Source organism: Shewanella sp. SM101, from assembly GCF_025654465.1.
Taxonomy (GTDB): Bacteria; Pseudomonadota; Gammaproteobacteria; order Enterobacterales; family Shewanellaceae; genus Shewanella; species Shewanella oncorhynchi.
In genome coordinates, this window is record NZ_JAKKRH010000011.1 from 1 (window position 1) to 17,581 (window position 17,581).

At 46.8% G+C, this 17,581-nt stretch carries 6 protein-coding genes and 1 CRISPR repeat array; all 6 genes read left to right on the forward strand.

All coding sequences use genetic code 11. The features are described 5' to 3' along the window. The first annotated feature begins 995 nt into the window (after positions 1-995). Genes cas1f through cas6f form a run of 6 tightly spaced genes read left to right on the forward strand, consistent with a single transcriptional unit; the run spans position 996 to position 9,310 of the window. Entirely contained in the window at positions 996-1,973 is a 978-nt protein-coding gene (gene cas1f, locus L5M38_RS07790; protein ID WP_012197496.1) for a type I-F CRISPR-associated endonuclease Cas1f, read from the forward strand. 12 nt (positions 1,974-1,985) lie between these two features. Then, entirely contained in the window at positions 1,986-5,366 is a 3,381-nt protein-coding gene (gene cas3f, locus L5M38_RS07795; protein WP_263178722.1) for a type I-F CRISPR-associated helicase Cas3f, read from the forward strand. After that, entirely contained in the window at positions 5,357-6,715 is a 1,359-nt protein-coding gene (csy1, locus tag L5M38_RS07800; protein ID WP_263178723.1) for a type I-F CRISPR-associated protein Csy1, read from the forward strand. Before cas3f ends, csy1 begins: the two co-directional genes overlap by 10 nt. 1 nt (position 6,716) lies before the next feature. After that, complete coding sequence (gene csy2 / locus L5M38_RS07805; RefSeq protein WP_263178724.1) at positions 6,717-7,712, forward strand: type I-F CRISPR-associated protein Csy2; 996 nt, start codon at positions 6,717-6,719, stop codon at positions 7,710-7,712. A gap of 20 nt (positions 7,713-7,732) precedes the next feature. Beyond that, entirely contained in the window at positions 7,733-8,716 is a 984-nt protein-coding gene (gene csy3 / locus L5M38_RS07810) for a type I-F CRISPR-associated protein Csy3 (protein ID WP_012089883.1), read from the forward strand. 9 nt (positions 8,717-8,725) lie between these two features. Next, on the forward strand, positions 8,726-9,310 hold the full coding sequence (cas6f, locus tag L5M38_RS07815; protein ID WP_263178725.1) for a type I-F CRISPR-associated endoribonuclease Cas6/Csy4: 585 nt from the start codon (positions 8,726-8,728) through the stop codon (positions 9,308-9,310). A 130-nt stretch (positions 9,311-9,440) separates the two neighbouring features. After that, positions 9,441-17,389: direct repeats of the CRISPR family, unit length 28 nt; unit sequence GTTCACCGCCGCACAGGCGGCTTAGAAA. Positions 17,390-17,581: the final 192 nt, after the last annotated feature.

Sequence of the window (17,581 nt, forward strand, 5' to 3'; positions counted from 1 at the left end):
TCTGCACACTGTTTCTGAGTGATTGAACGCGTTTTTAGGCTCATGCTGCCTTAGTTTGAATTGTTATTGATATGTTTTAATTTGATGGGTGTTGTTCAATGTGTTGCACCAATATGGTTCAACCGTTTTTTGATGCGGCCTAGATAATCCCTAGATAGCCTCAAAAAGTTGGGAGCACTCTAGCCCATGCAGCAGTAAGGCTACAGACGAGTCATTGCATCAACCCTAGTGGAGGATGCAATAGCGTGCATTTGTTACTTTGGTGTTAAATATTGACGATAGGGTGAAGAGGGTAAAAGCCAAGGTTTTAAACGGTTTTTGACGGTTTTATGTGAACAGTAGCTGTCTAGGCCTTGGCTCATTTTAACCGAGTGCCAGACTCGTTCTCTTTACCTATATTAGTCATCCTGCATGGATAGGAATGGAGCGATGATCATGTGCAATTATGAGGAATTTTGATTTTCAGATGGGCGGATTTTGTGTCTCGCCGATGCTCACGGTTTGATTGAAACCGAACGCGACACTTTATGATGATGAGAATCGCTCTCAACTCGATGTAGATGCGAACCATTATCATCGAGGGTCCTTCCGGCGCGGTTGATTGCGGGGGCAGTGACGCGCAGTGCTTCACTACATATGAGGATTTTAGAGGGCTTGGTTGTTGTTTTATTAGCGGGCTTTTAAGGGGCGTTCATAATTTTGAACGCTATCTATAGTGTTGATTATAAATAATTATTCCCCTTACTTTCTCAGAAGCTCAAAAATTAGGTATGCTCGGATATACCAACTTTAACAGATCGATTTTGTGATCCTTTGATCCTTTCTTAATTATTGATTTTAGTTCTGACAATGTATGTTTTTTTGAGGTTGTTGCTGATATGTGAGCGATGTATCGATTGCTGCATAGGGAATCAAACGGTTCTAAGTTATTATTGCTTGAAGTAAGGACGATAGCTTTGATTAGTTAAAGCTTTTCATTCCACATGGAGGTATTTATGGACGATCTTTCTCCCTCGGATTTAAAAACGATACTTCATTCTAAACGAGCTAATGTTTATTACCTCGAATACTGTCGAGTGATGCAGAAAGACGGTCGTGTGCTTTACTTAACCGAAGCAAAAAACGAAAACCAATATTTCAATATCCCCATCGCCAATACCACTGTCCTGTTATTAGGCAATGGCACGTCCATCACTCAAGCTGCCATGCGAATGCTGGCGCAGGCTGGAGTGTTAGTCGGATTTTGTGGTGGTGGCGGCACGCCACTTTATATGACCTGCGAAGTGGAATGGCTGACGCCCCAGAGTGAATACCGGCCCACTGAATATTTGCACGGTTGGATGCAATTTTGGTTCGATGATGAAAAACGATTACTCGCCGCGAAAACCTTCCAGCAAGCCCGCATCCAATTTATCGAGCAAGTGTGGCAGAGGGATCGCGAACTCAAAACGGAAGGCTTTATTTTTAAGGATCCGGCAATCCAAGCTGCGCTTGAGACTTTTCATGCCCGCACAGAGGTGGCAACCAAACAGTCGGATCTGCTACTGACTGAAGCTCAATTAACCAAAGTGCTGTACAAGCATGCCGCCAATAATACCCAACTCAAAGATTTTACTCGTCAACACCAAAGCACTGATATCGCTAATGACTTTTTAAACCACGGCAATTATTTAGCCTATGGACTTGCAGCTAGTTGCCTCTGGGTGTTGGGCATTCCACATGGTTTTGCCGTGATGCACGGGAAAACTCGCCGCGGAGCATTAGTGTTTGATGTCGCTGATCTCATCAAAGACGCCATAGTGCTGCCGTGGGCTTTTGTTTGCGCCAAAGAGAACGCCACTGAACAAGAATTTCGTCAGCAAGTATTGCAGGCATTTACAGATCATAAAGCATTAGATTTTATGTTTAATACGGTGAAAGACGTTGCACTTCAGGACTACAGTGCTGAGCAAATTGCAGCTCAAGGATTATAAGGTACAGCAGCTATGATGGTGACTTTTATCAGTCAGTGCGAGAAAAATGCCCTGAAAAAGACCCGCCGCGTGCTTGATGCTTTCGCCAATCGCATAGGTGATAACACTTGGCAAACTCTGATCACCGAAGATGGGCTATTAACGGTTAAGAAAATGCTCAAACAAACTGCAAGTCGAAGTACTGCAGTGAGTTGCCACTGGATCCGCTCACGTTCTAGAACTCAGCTCTTGTGGATCGTGGGAAATCGATTGAAATTTAATGAACAAGGCATAGTGCCGGTGAATCGCACTCAGCTTAATTTGGAACATAAAGAATGGGAGCAGGGCTGGCATTTAAATGAAGTAATTGTCCTTGCGTCGAGTATTGCTGGATTATTTCATGATTTTGGAAAAGCGAATGATTTATTTCAGCTAAAGCTTAAAGGGTTAACCGAGTCTAAGGGGGAACCCTATCGGCATGAGTGGGTGTCTCTGCGATTATTTGAAGCCTTTGCTAATGGTTTAGCGGATAAGGATTGGCTGGAGAAATTGGCCAACATTGATAAAAACAGTACTGAAATAGAACAGCAGGTTTTGTCTAGGTTGTTTAAAGAAGACTCCGGATATCAGCGACCTTTTGATCAACTTGCACCATTTGCCAAATTGGTGGCTTGGTTGATTGTATCGCACCACCGACTACCGCTCGCCCATGTAGGTAGCGTAAATACAAAGGAAATAGACAGCTGGCTCTCTCATTGTTTTAGTTGCCATTGGAATTCAGCGAATGCAGAAAACATGACGGCAATAGATACGGATCTTATCAGGCAAAATTGGCAGTTTAGTCAAGGTACGCCACTCTTAAGTCGGCCTTGGCAGCATAAAGCCCGAAACTTAGCCGAACGTGCGCTGAATTGTCCATTGATATTTACTGAACAAGTTTGGCTTGAGCAACGCTTTGTTGGACATATGGCGCGCTTGTCGTTGATGCTCGCCGATCATTATTATTCCTCTCTTCCCGCTGAAAAATCTAAAGTTCAGTGGCGAGATAAAACTTACAACGCCTTTGCTAATACTGATCATAAAAGATTGCCACAGGCGGGTAATGCGTTAAAGCAACAGCTTGATGAGCATAATATTGGTGTGGCGGTGAATGCCCAGCGCTTTGCACAAAACTTACCTGCTTTAAAATATACTTTACCAGCGATTGCCCAACATAAGTTATTTAGTCAGAACGCGACAAACGCCAAGTATCGCTGGCAAGATAAGGCTTTTGCTCAAGCTAAGTTGATAGCTAAAGGCAGCGAGAGACAAGGTTTTTTCGGGGTCAATATGGCCTCAACCGGATGCGGGAAAACCATAGCCAATGCCCGCATTATGTATGGTTTAGCAGATGAACGAGAAGGTTGCCGTTTTTCAGTCGCACTAGGTTTACGAACGCTTACCTTACAAACGGGTGATGCTTATCGGGATTTACTTAAACTTGGGGATGATGAGCTAGCGGTACTGATTGGTTCACAGGCCGTTAGCACCTTACATCAACTGAACAATGCAACACCGCAGCATAAGCAGATTGGTAGTGAGTCGGCAGAGGATCTTTTCGAACAATTGTTTATTAGTTATCAAGGTCAAATTTATGATGGGCGGTTAAAGCACTGGCTTGCTGCGAGTCCTAAATTGGAGCAATTAGTGAGTGCGCCCATTTTGGTTAGCACTATTGATCATCTAATGCCCGCCACTGAAAGCTTGCGAGGAGGTAAACAAATTGCGCCTATGTTGCGATTACTCACCTCTGATTTAATTTTAGATGAGCCGGATGATTTTGGACTTGAGGACTTACCCGCACTATGTCGCTTAGTGAACTGGGCAGGCATGTTAGGTTCTAGAGTTTTACTATCATCAGCGACACTGCCGCCATCGTTGATCAAAACACTATTTGATGCCTATCATGCTGGCCGCCAGCATTTTAATCAGGCGCATTTCGCCACGACCGAACAGCCTCCAATCTGGTGTGCTTGGTTTGATGAATATAAAAGTGAAACTTTAGAGATATCCAACTCAAGATCTTATATTGAGCAACATAAAATTTTTGTGAGTAAAAGAGTTAAAAAGCTCGCTTGCCAACAAGTCGTCCGTAGGGGAGAGCTGGTAAAACTTGAATTAGCATCGCCAACCACCCTTGATGAGTGTGTTGCCGCCACGCTACACAGATGTCTACACCAGCTACATGATATGCACCATGTTGTACATCCATCAGGGCGTAAGGTGTCTTTAGGTGTTGTGCGTATGGCTAATATTAATCCAATGATCGCTGTTGCTAAGTTACTGATTAACATGTCACCGCAAGCCGATTACAGTATCCATTACTGTGTTTACCATTCGCAGTTTCCATTAGCACATCGCTCTTACAAAGAAAGTCGCCTCGATAATGCCTTATCACGTCACGATGAAGCCAATTTGTGGCGCCAGCCTGAAATTCAGCAGGCATTATCAATGACCAATACTTCGAATAATATTTTCATCGTGTTAGGCACTTCAGTCGTTGAAGTGGGGCGCGATCATGACTATGACTGGGCGATTGCTGAACCTAGTTCATTGCGAGCTTTAATCCAACTTGCAGGACGTATTCAACGTCATCGTCAGCAGGTACCTAAGACGGCTAATTTATTAGTTTTAAATAAAAATATTCGGGCACTAAAAAATGAGCATCCAGCGTACTGTAAGCCAGGGTTTGAAAGTGCCGCTTTACCCTTACTACAACATGATTTAACCCAATTACTGACTACTGAACTCGATGCCATTTCGGCAATTCCAAGAATTATGGAGCCTGTGCCCAGTGCTAATGGCAGTGAATTTCAATATAGCGATCTGCACAAAAAACAACATGCTCAGGCAGTAAACTCCTTTTGGGGGCAGGAACATCGTGCTTTGCAACTGGCGTTAGGACCTATTGGCAAAGACAAAGCTGGAGTCATTTTTTATCGCAGTTATAAAGAGGCCAATCTGTGGTGGAAGCATGATGTTGCTTGGAGTGGGGAGTTTATTCGCCAAACCGCATTTCGCCAATCGCAACCCCAAGAGGCATTTTTATTGCGATTACCAGAAGATGAAATATTAACCTGGTGTCAATTAGATACCACACATAAACCCTATCAATATCCCACGTTAAACCATCGTTTTAACTCTGAAATAGTCCCGTTAGCTAAAGGATGTTTCTGGTGGTTTAAACCATCGACCGAACAAATATATCAAGACTTGGCTGACTTACTGGACAGTTCGATCACTAAAGTGAGTGAGCAATTTGGTGAGATTAACCTTCGAATGGCAAATAAAGATCAACCCGCCCTAGTGTGGGCATGGCACGAACAACTTGGTGTGTACGAATGTAAAGACAATAAGGACAGCCCATGGAATTAACTTTAAGCGATGCGCTTGCCGATTATATCGCTCAGCGTAAGCAAACCAAGCTTGAACCGCTACAAAAAGCACGGGATAAGATACTTGAAAAAACACAGGATCCTATCGAAATAGCAACAGCAAATAGGGAATATGCCGAAGTTGCAGCACCGATTGAAACGGACTTTAATCCGGTGAATTGGTTAAGTAAAGAAGCGAAAAAAGCATGGCAAATCAGTCTTTCTACCCATGTACCTAAATACACTCACGGTGACTCTAAAGCTAGTAGCGTATATATGGTTAAGTATGAAACCGATAGTCGATATTTAGTCACAAGTTCTTTGGATGATTTTACAGCAGATTTTGCTGGCAATTCAGCTGTATTCCCTGTTGCTACTTTTTTAAACATTACAGTTAACGGCGAAAACCTCATTCAACAGTTACAAGCTCAGCATGTCGATGCTTTAACTGCATTTACTCAAGATACTGAGTTACTTAAAGAGTGGCAGCTTGGATTTGCTAGAGCATTGGCAGATGAAAAACTAACGGGACATACCTTAACTAAGCAATTGTACTTTCCAGTATCAACGGCGCTTAATGGCGATGAATCACAACATTATCACTTACTGTGTCCGTTGTTTTCTTCATCCTTAGCCCATGAGTTATATCATCACGTCACATCAACTCGTTTTGGCGATGAGCCCAAAGCTATTAGAGAGGCGCGTAAAAAAGGTCATTACCACGCATCGCTCGAAAAGATATTCCCGGCAACAGCAGTGCAAAACTTTGGTGGCTCAAAACCACAAAATATCTCTCAACTTAATATCGAGCGGGGTGGACAAAGTTTCTTACTCAATTGTGCGCCACCGCATTATCAAGCTCAAAGCAAGCCGCCGCTCACGAGTGCCAGTATTTTTAGCCGCCAATTGCGGTTTAAAACTGCAGGCTTTATTCGCGAATTTAAAGCGTTTTTGGCTGGGTTAACCGCGCAAGAAAATAATTTTAAAGCGCGATATCAACGGGATTATGGTTTTGTGTTGCCAATTATCGATGTGCTACTTAATGAAGCCGCCATTATTCAAAATATGACTGAATTTGCCGGTTGGGCAACGTCGGCTGAGTGTCAATTAAAAACCGCTCACGGTCTGTGGCTCGATGTCGCCAACCCAGAACCTCATTTTCAGCAGGAGCGAGCCAAAGGCGATTGGCAAGACATCATCGCCAACGATTTTGCAACTTGGTTATTGGCTCAGCTGCAAAATAAAGAACGATATGTGCTAGGTGATATTGAACATCAGTATGTTAAGAAATTATGTCTAGTGCAGCTTAAAACCTTTGAGCGTCATACACCTAAACATGGAGATGCATAGAATGTCGCAGTATTTATTAATTAAAAAACTCGATGTGCAAAATGCGAATGCCATTGCAGGGTTGACCTATGGGTTTCCGGCGATAACGAATTTTTTAGGTTTTGCCCATGCTTTATCACGCAAGTTATCTCGTGAGCTTGATGTGAGCTTAGGTGGCGTTTGCGTCGTGAGTCACAAAAACAGGGTGCATGCTCGCCAACCTAAAGGCTGGGGAGATTATGTTTTTGCCTTGACTCGTAATCCATTAACTCAACAAGGAAATACCGCACCAATCAATGAAGAAGGCCGCATGAACATGCAAGTTTCTTTATTGATCGAAATTAAGGGGTTAATTCAAGGCGATAATCAAACAGAGCAAATGCTCATAGACCAGATTAACGCTTTGTTACCTGCAATGAGGCTAGCGGGAGGGCAGATCACTCACTACGGGCAAATTGAGATATTGAGCGACCACGAACAGCAGCAAAAAGCACTACGGCGTTTAATGCCGGGATTTATCTTAATCGATCGTAGCGATTACCTTGCGAGCTATGTTAATGGATTACAGCAAGAAGTCGTTCATGGTGCTAAGCCAAGCCTGTTTGATGCTTGGTGTGACTTTGCCACCCTAAATTATCAGGCAACTCGTTTAGAAACGGAACCTGAAATAAGCGGACCATCAGATACCATCAAAGCGGATTGGCATTATGTGCCAAAGCCTCAAGCGGGTTATTTAGTCCCTATTGCAACAGGTTATTGTGCTATCTCGCCAGTATACGAAGCGGGGCAGGTTGCCAATGTGCGGGATAAGTCAGTCCCTGTGGCATTTGCCGAAACCGCTTACAGCGTAGGCGAATGGCTAAGTATTCATCGGTTAATTGATATTAGCGCGGGAATATGGCGCTACAGCTACCAACATCCTTGGTACTTAGCAAAGACAGAACCATTTCAAGTAGATATACCATCCATTGCAGATGTTGACGCTGCATTAACCTCATTTAATTTAGATGACTATTAATTAATAACGGAGCATTAATCATGGCAGATATCAAACTGAGTACACCATCAGTGTTAGCTTTTGAAGCAAAATTGCTTCCATCCGACGCCCTTATGTTTGCGGGCAATTGGGATGAAAATGTATGGCAACCTATCATAGTGGGAGAAAAAGCCGTAAGAGGAACGATTTCAAACCGATTAAAAGCCGCAACGGCAAACGATCCTGCAAAACTTGATGCCGAAGTCTCTAAGGCGAATTTACAAACGGTTGATATTGCTGCGCTTCCCCACCATACAGACACGCTAAAATTAGTGTTTACCCTACGCATCCTGAGTGACTTACACATACCGTCAACGTGTAACGATCCAGCCTATCAGGAAGCCTTAGCCGCAAAAGTGAAGCAATATCAAATTGAAACTCAATTTAGTGAACTGGCAAAACGCTATGCGCAGAATATCGCTAATGGCCGTTTTTTATGGCGCAACCGTGTTGGAGCACAAGCGGTGAAAATTGTCGTAACAGCCAATAATCAGCACTTTACCTTTGATAGTTATGATTTCAATCTACGTGATTTTGCCGATGATCAGCAGATAAACGAGCTGGCGAAAATAATTCAATTTGGCTTAATGGAAAAACACGCCCTGATTAAGGTCGAGGCATACAGCCAACTTGGACAAGGCCAAGCGGTATTCCCTTCACAGGAATTGGTGATGGGCGGTGGTAAGGGAGATAAGAGTAAGTTCCTTTATCAACTTGATGGACAAGCGGCAATGCACTCGCAAAAAATCGGTAATGCATTGCGTACGATTGACACTTGGCATCCCGATTTTGAAGAAATTGGACCGATTGCGGTTGAACCCTACGGTTCTGTGACTAACCGCGGTGCAGCCTACCGTCAACCGAAAGAAAAAAACGATTTTTATAATTTGTTAGATGCTTGGATGCTCAAAGACAAGATCCCTAGCATTGAACAACAACACTATGTCATGGCCATGCTGATCCGTGGCGGTGTGTTTGGTGAATAAGGAGTTGCGATGAATAATTATCTAGACATTACCTTATTGCCCAACGAGGAAGTGGGGCATTATTTCCTCTGGGAGAAACTCTATCATCAAGTGCATCTTGCTTTGGTCGAGCATAAAAATCGGGTAGGGCAATTTGAGATTGCTGCTGCATTTCCACAGTTTAATGAAATGGATAACAGTTTAGGCTCAAAATTACGCTTGCTGGCAACTCAACCTCAGCATTTGGAAGATCTAAAGGTAAGCAATTGGCTGCGTCATTTTACCGACTACTTGCATATCAGTAGTATCCGTCCCGTGCCCGAAAAAATAGAAGTTTATGTAGCTTATTCGCGCCCAGCAATCCGTGCGAATAAAGCGCGGGAAATCGCTCGAAGAATGAAGCGTCATAATGAAACGTTAGTGCAAGCTACAGCGCATTTTGAAGGTTTTAAGCCTAAAAAGACCAAAGCGCCCTTCGTTTATATGCAAAGTTACACTAAGGATTCGCGCTTTCCTTTATTTATTCAACAAACACATAGTGCTGTAGTAAAGGAGGGAAGTGTTTCGTTTGACAGTTATGGATTATCAAGCAGAGGCTATTTACCCAAGTTTTGACCTTATAATTTATGCTCTTTAACAAATCAAATAGAAACAGTGAGTTACTGCAGTGTGTTTTTCGTAAGGTAAAATAATGTTTTTTAGCCTAACGAATTGTAGTTACTCACTTTTAAACTAGTAATCTATTGTTCACCGCCGCACAGGCGGCTTAGAAACTATTGCCGATTTCACTGATGAAATCTATTTCGTTCACCGCCGCACAGGCGGCTTAGAAAAAAAACACATTGGAATATCGGCATAACCTGTTGTTCACCGCCGCACAGGCGGCTTAGAAAGACTAAGGGATGGAACGATTACGACAAGCCAAGTTCACCGCCGCACAGGCGGCTTAGAAAAAAGTTGCAACTGTCCCGTGCGCGTCAAATAAGTTCACCGCCGCACAGGCGGCTTAGAAAACTTAAAGCATGACCTATCACTACGTTATGACGTTCACCGCCGCACAGGCGGCTTAGAAAATTAACAAATATGTCGCCAGTCTCGCCACTTAGTTCACCGCCGCACAGGCGGCTTAGAAATTGAATAATACATGACCTAAAGCGTCAGCATCGTTCACCGCCGCACAGGCGGCTTAGAAAAGTATAAAAATAATCCCAAGATGAATTTGGTAGTTCACCGCCGCACAGGCGGCTTAGAAAGAAATGGAATTGAACAGTATCATACGTTACTAGTTCACCGCCGCACAGGCGGCTTAGAAAAAGAAGATAACGCACTCCTCGGTGACTGATACGTTCACCGCCGCACAGGCGGCTTAGAAATTATTAGCCGCCGTTGCACTCGTTGCGGGATTGTTCACCGCCGCACAGGCGGCTTAGAAAAAGGGTATGTTGATTGGTGTAACCTATCGTGAGTTCACCGCCGCACAGGCGGCTTAGAAAATAATTTGTGCTGAGTAAGTATAAATATCTCCGTTCACCGCCGCACAGGCGGCTTAGAAATATAGAGCGCTTGGTTCACCTACGTTTAATGGGTTCACCGCCGCACAGGCGGCTTAGAAATATTTGTCTTTCGTCAGCTTTACGTTCAACTGGTTCACCGCCGCACAGGCGGCTTAGAAAATCACCACTGTTTGATACTGACTTTAATGTGTGTTCACCGCCGCACAGGCGGCTTAGAAAGCCCGTCGTCAACCACCCGTCGATGCAACGTTGTTCACCGCCGCACAGGCGGCTTAGAAACAGCATTTAATGGGGAACCAGTTTATGACCCGGTTCACCGCCGCACAGGCGGCTTAGAAATATCGTTGACGGTGGAACCGACACTAACGTTGGTTCACCGCCGCACAGGCGGCTTAGAAAGTCGAAAATGCCAATGCAAACACTTCCATTACGTTCACCGCCGCACAGGCGGCTTAGAAATGTCAGTGAACAGATGATATTTAGGTCGACCCGTTCACCGCCGCACAGGCGGCTTAGAAAAGGTGTTGCGACCGATGAGTTAGTGACAGTTTGTTCACCGCCGCACAGGCGGCTTAGAAATGCAATGCAGTCATACAGAGCGCTAGGATCACGTTCACCGCCGCACAGGCGGCTTAGAAATTGCGGTCTTGGTACTACATCGAAAGTGTTAAGTTCACCGCCGCACAGGCGGCTTAGAAACTATCAAGCTTGGAATTCATGCTCTCTGCGTCGTTCACCGCCGCACAGGCGGCTTAGAAATGCAGCATCTTTGGCTATGTCGTTTTGCAGCGGTTCACCGCCGCACAGGCGGCTTAGAAAGTCGAAAATGCCAATGCAAACACTTCCATTACTGTTCACCGCCGCACAGGCGGCTTAGAAAAGCAGCGTAACGTAGTATCGCAGCGCGGATCAGTTCACCGCCGCACAGGCGGCTTAGAAACAGGTAAAGACCATAGTTGAAACCTTTAGGCGGTTCACCGCCGCACAGGCGGCTTAGAAATGAACTGAGCCACCGCCATTTTTTGACACATCGTTCACCGCCGCACAGGCGGCTTAGAAAACGTTTGGCCTATGAAATATCATAGTGTGGTTGTTCACCGCCGCACAGGCGGCTTAGAAAAACTGTTTGCTGCTGAGCCGTGGCACCTGATGGTTCACCGCCGCACAGGCGGCTTAGAAATTCATCATTTCTGAGAATGTGCGCTTGAATAGGTTCACCGCCGCACAGGCGGCTTAGAAAAAATTGACACGCGTCACCAGAGCCGCCGAAATGTTCACCGCCGCACAGGCGGCTTAGAAATATAGAGCACTTGGCTCACCAGCGTTTAATGGGTTCACCGCCGCACAGGCGGCTTAGAAATAGCATGTGGTGGATATGGGCTACGTCATACCGTTCACCGCCGCACAGGCGGCTTAGAAATTTAGCTCTAGATAAAGTTTGGGCAAAAAATTGTTCACCGCCGCACAGGCGGCTTAGAAATAATAATAAAGATATTGATAACTATGATTCATGTTCACCGCCGCACAGGCGGCTTAGAAAGCATTGTTCAAATGCTAGATACTTCGCAGTGTGTTCACCGCCGCACAGGCGGCTTAGAAACAATTGGGGTTGATTGGCCTGAAATGCTAAGCGTTCACCGCCGCACAGGCGGCTTAGAAATCTGGTATACCTTGATTTGGTCTAAACTCATTGTTCACCGCCGCACAGGCGGCTTAGAAATTCAACGTTAATCTTTGATTCACGTCCACCTAGTTCACCGCCGCACAGGCGGCTTAGAAAACCAGCTTGAGCTTAGTGCTGTAACAAATGACGTTCACCGCCGCACAGGCGGCTTAGAAAACGGACAGATGGAAACTGGTACACGATATCTGGTTCACCGCCGCACAGGCGGCTTAGAAATTGATGCCGCTGGTGTTGTAGTAGACACTGAGGTTCACCGCCGCACAGGCGGCTTAGAAATAAAAACTATCTCACTGTCAACCACCAGTGAAGTTCACCGCCGCACAGGCGGCTTAGAAATATGAGCGAGTAACACGGTAGGATCGCGCTTGGTTCACCGCCGCACAGGCGGCTTAGAAAAGAAGCAGCAAACAACGCTTCAATATTACCAGGTTCACCGCCGCACAGGCGGCTTAGAAATTTGACGTGCAGCTACGTTTTTATCATCAAATGTTCACCGCCGCACAGGCGGCTTAGAAATGCTAAATCGCGCTTGATGATTATTGTTGTCAGTTCACCGCCGCACAGGCGGCTTAGAAAATTAAACCAAAGCTAGCATAAAAATAACATTTGTTCACCGCCGCACAGGCGGCTTAGAAATGAAGACAATTCAATCAACTACGCCATTTATTGTTCACCGCCGCACAGGCGGCTTAGAAATACCGCCCCAGACCGAGTAGGGTTCACCCTTGGTTCACCGCCGCACAGGCGGCTTAGAAAAACTGTCGCAGTTGTTTTACGTATTTTGTGGAGTTCACCGCCGCACAGGCGGCTTAGAAATGATATGTCGCAATAAGCGGCCATCGGTCTGTGTTCACCGCCGCACAGGCGGCTTAGAAAATGGCTGTTTCCATTATTCATATTCGTTCAAAGTTCACCGCCGCACAGGCGGCTTAGAAAATAAAATCCGTAGTCGGCAATGTTATTAGCGTGTTCACCGCCGCACAGGCGGCTTAGAAAACCCATAGCATCAAGATGGTCGACCCATACGCGTTCACCGCCGCACAGGCGGCTTAGAAATCGGTGTGGGGGCGTTGCAAAATTCCACGGGTGTTCACCGCCGCACAGGCGGCTTAGAAATACCGCGATGCCCATTTCACGCTTATCGTGCTGTTCACCGCCGCACAGGCGGCTTAGAAAGACAGGTCTCTTGGTGTTTTCTTAGTTCAAAGGTTCACCGCCGCACAGGCGGCTTAGAAATGCCATTATGTCATATAGAGCGCTCGGCTCGCGTTCACCGCCGCACAGGCGGCTTAGAAACGTAAATTGCACGCCGCTTGTCACAATGTCGCGTTCACCGCCGCACAGGCGGCTTAGAAAGCGTCGAACGTATCGAATAACGGTTGAGCCATGTTCACCGCCGCACAGGCGGCTTAGAAAGATGAAGAAGATGCAAAACCCATTGATCCAAAGTTCACCGCCGCACAGGCGGCTTAGAAAGACGGGGATAATCTGAATCCCTTTCTCTTTGCGTTCACCGCCGCACAGGCGGCTTAGAAATATCTGCATAATCACCATTTATGATGATTTTTGTTCACCGCCGCACAGGCGGCTTAGAAATGGGGCATTTAACTTAAACTTTTCACCAGGCAGTTCACCGCCGCACAGGCGGCTTAGAAATGCGAGGACGAGCTCGTGCCAGAATTCGTCGTGTTCACCGCCGCACAGGCGGCTTAGAAAAATACCAGCACCTAAACCAACCAGTATTGAAAGTTCACTGCCGCACAGGCGGCTTAGAAAATTCTGTAAGCGCATATTTCCCCCTACTTTCCGTTCACCGCCGCACAGGCGGCTTAGAAAATGTGAAGTTGTCGAGCATATCAACAAACAAAGTTCACCGCCGCACAGGCGGCTTAGAAATATCGGAGACGGCTGGTTTGAGTTCCAGTTTTGTTCACCGCCGCACAGGCGGCTTAGAAAATACAAGTTTATATTGCACACGCCGCGTTCTAGTTCACCGCCGCACAGGCGGCTTAGAAAGTTCGGCGCTTTGATATGAGTGGCATGTTCAAGTTCACCGCCGCACAGGCGGCTTAGAAATTGCAGTGGTGGGGGAACTCGGGCGTCGTTGAGTTCACCGCCGCACAGGCGGCTTAGAAAAGGCAAAGATGCGACTGCCTGCGACGAGTTAAGTTCACCGCCGCACAGGCGGCTTAGAAAAAATAGAGCTTGTGGGCCGTGCTGCAATACAAGTTCACCGCCGCACAGGCGGCTTAGAAACGTCTAATTTGCGGTTGCTGCTTTAAACCTAAGTTCACCGCCGCACAGGCGGCTTAGAAAGGAGGCAGACTAGGAAGCTCATACTCTGGGAGGTTCACCGCCGCACAGGCGGCTTAGAAATTGTAATTAACGTATTCAAGTTTGAGTTTGGTGTTCACCGCCGCACAGGCGGCTTAGAAACGCCAAATAATGATATATCGGAATCAGTTAATGTTCACCGCCGCACAGGCGGCTTAGAAATAGGGATATGACTTGGCATGTTGACGGTTCGCGTTCACCGCCGCACAGGCGGCTTAGAAATGGTTTGCGTTGCATTGCTGTGCTATTGAACTGTTCACCGCCGCACAGGCGGCTTAGAAATGATTATGGTCGCTGAAAAGTGCAGTTATAAAGTTCACCGCCGCACAGGCGGCTTAGAAAGAGTACCGCTAACTGATATCGCCGTAGCCGTTGTTCACCGCCGCACAGGCGGCTTAGAAATAGCCATTTTGCAATCATCTATTGTGTAACGCGTTCACCGCCGCACAGGCGGCTTAGAAATAACCGGCTTATCGCTGTGACGCTTGATTACTGTTCACCGCCGCACAGGCGGCTTAGAAAATTAAGATTGGCGAAACCAGCGACAAAATGCGGTTCACCGCCGCACAGGCGGCTTAGAAATCTGAAAACCATCACTGGATATCCTAAAGGCGGTTCACCGCCGCACAGGCGGCTTAGAAAAAACTGTGGAATAGTTTAAACACAGCATATAGGTTCACCGCCGCACAGGCGGCTTAGAAATATGTCGAAGCGTTCCTCGGTACGGGTGCCATGTTCACCGCCGCACAGGCGGCTTAGAAAGTCGAGGCGGGTATTGATTGTGGTGTGGTTTTGTTCACCGCCGCACAGGCGGCTTAGAAATTTGCGCCAGTGGTCGCCAGTCCAAAACGGATGTTCACCGCCGCACAGGCGGCTTAGAAAGATATCGGATACGTGCAAGTATATACTGCCCCGTTCACCGCCGCACAGGCGGCTTAGAAATGATATGGCGCTTTCTGGCATAGTGCTAAGCAGTTCACCGCCGCACAGGCGGCTTAGAAATAAACGAAACTTTGTTGCTAATATCAAATTGCGTTCACCGCCGCACAGGCGGCTTAGAAACCGAAGGGCGCTCATACCATTTTATTCATCATGTTCACCGCCGCACAGGCGGCTTAGAAAAGCCAAGATATTTACCGTCATTTGGGGCTAGGGTTCACCGCCGCACAGGCGGCTTAGAAATTTAAACGCTGTTCTAATAGCAGTCTTGCTAAGTTCACCGCCGCACAGGCGGCTTAGAAATGCTCAGTTTACCGATATCGCCGTATCGCTCCGTTCACCGCCGCACAGGCGGCTTAGAAAACTACGGCAGAGACTGCGCTCAAGACCATTGCGTTCACCGCCGCACAGGCGGCTTAGAAATCAATCAGTTCGCGACCTTCGGCGTTCCATTTGTTCACCGCCGCACAGGCGGCTTAGAAATAACCGCCCCCGGCGCGTTCGTCTATTCAAAAGTTCACCGCCGCACAGGCGGCTTAGAAAATAAAAACAAGGGATGGCGGTATCGGCGTAAGGTTCACCGCCGCACAGGCGGCTTAGAAATCTTGTGCGTTTCCTTCACGCGTAACTGACGCGTTCACCGCCGCACAGGCGGCTTAGAAATCAGTGCAGCTTTGATAATTAGCGCCTGTAGAGTTCACCGCCGCACAGGCGGCTTAGAAAAGCTGAATGAAGAAGGTTTACGTCCGTTCCAAGTTCACCGCCGCACAGGCGGCTTAGAAATTAGGGCTGCAATCACAGATTCAAAGGAGCAAGTTCACCGCCGCACAGGCGGCTTAGAAATGTAAACGGATCGATAACTGGATTCTCATCCAGTTCACCGCCGCACAGGCGGCTTAGAAAAGAATTCGTCGTCGGCGGTAAGGCTTTTGGGTGTTCACCGCCGCACAGGCGGCTTAGAAATCAAACTAGATGAGTTTTCTTCTATTGCATCTGTTCACCGCCGCACAGGCGGCTTAGAAATATAACAATGAATCAACGCTTACAAATACAGAGTTCACCGCCGCACAGGCGGCTTAGAAAAGCCGTACCAGCACGAACCACCTTGGCACTAAGTTCACCGCCGCACAGGCGGCTTAGAAAGTTAGGTCGAATTTCAATACCGTTTTTCATTTGTTCACCGCCGCACAGGCGGCTTAGAAATGTGATGAATGACCTGCCACCATTAACCAAGGGTTCACCGCCGCACAGGCGGCTTAGAAATGATTCAAGTTTTTGGAATGTCTATGAGGATAGTTCACCGCCGCACAGGCGGCTTAGAAAACCAAGCTGGGCGAGTGCAGAGCAATTCGCGCGTTCACCGCCGCACAGGCGGCTTAGAAAAGACGGATTATCACAACTCAAATCGTGCTGATGTTCACCGCCGCACAGGCGGCTTAGAAAAAAAGTGGAACAGGGTAATTTACCCGTGATTTGTTCACCGCCGCACAGGCGGCTTAGAAAATTCTCGGCGCTAAAGGTGAGCCTTGAGATTGGTTCACCGCCGCACAGGCGGCTTAGAAAGATTCACAGCGCAATTCTAAAATTATCATTGAGTTCACCGCCGCACAGGCGGCTTAGAAAAGTGGTGAAACCATCCCAAGAATTGTTGGCACGTTCACCGCCGCACAGGCGGCTTAGAAAACATGAGGGAAGGAGTCTCGCCATTCTCCCTCGTTCACCGCCGCACAGGCGGCTTAGAAAAGGGGAAGAATGATGTCAGATAATCATGGTGGGTTCACCGCCGCACAGGCGGCTTAGAAATTGAGCTGTCACTGTATTACGAGTGATGTTTAGTTCACCGCCGCACAGGCGGCTTAGAAAATAGCATTCGTTTGAACGACATCTAGGAACACGTTCACCGCCGCACAGGCGGCTTAGAAAATTGATTCAACGTAGGTGTAAAGCTTTGGGTAGTTCACCGCCGCACAGGCGGCTTAGAAAAACACCATGATCAGAATTACACCATTGAATGAGTTCACCGCCGCACAGGCGGCTTAGAAATATCTAAAGTGTTAACAGCCCGATTAGTATCAGTTCACCGCCGCACAGGCGGCTTAGAAATTGCGTAAATTCAAGCGTGGCAGATTCCACTAGTTCACCGCCGCACAGGCGGCTTAGAAAAAGGTGACATTCAAGCCATCAAGCGCCACTTCGTTCACCGCCGCACAGGCAGCTCAGAGATTCATCAGTATGCGATTGTTCAATGCCATACCGGCTGTTCATAAAATCTATGGCAAGTTGATTTTTGAGCGCGATTTTAATTGAGTGATTCTGCTATACTCCGCGCCAAGATATCAAATGACAAATCATTATTTTAGTTTTGTGTACAAGCGTGTGTACAAACTGATTGAACAACGAGTAAGACTTAATAAA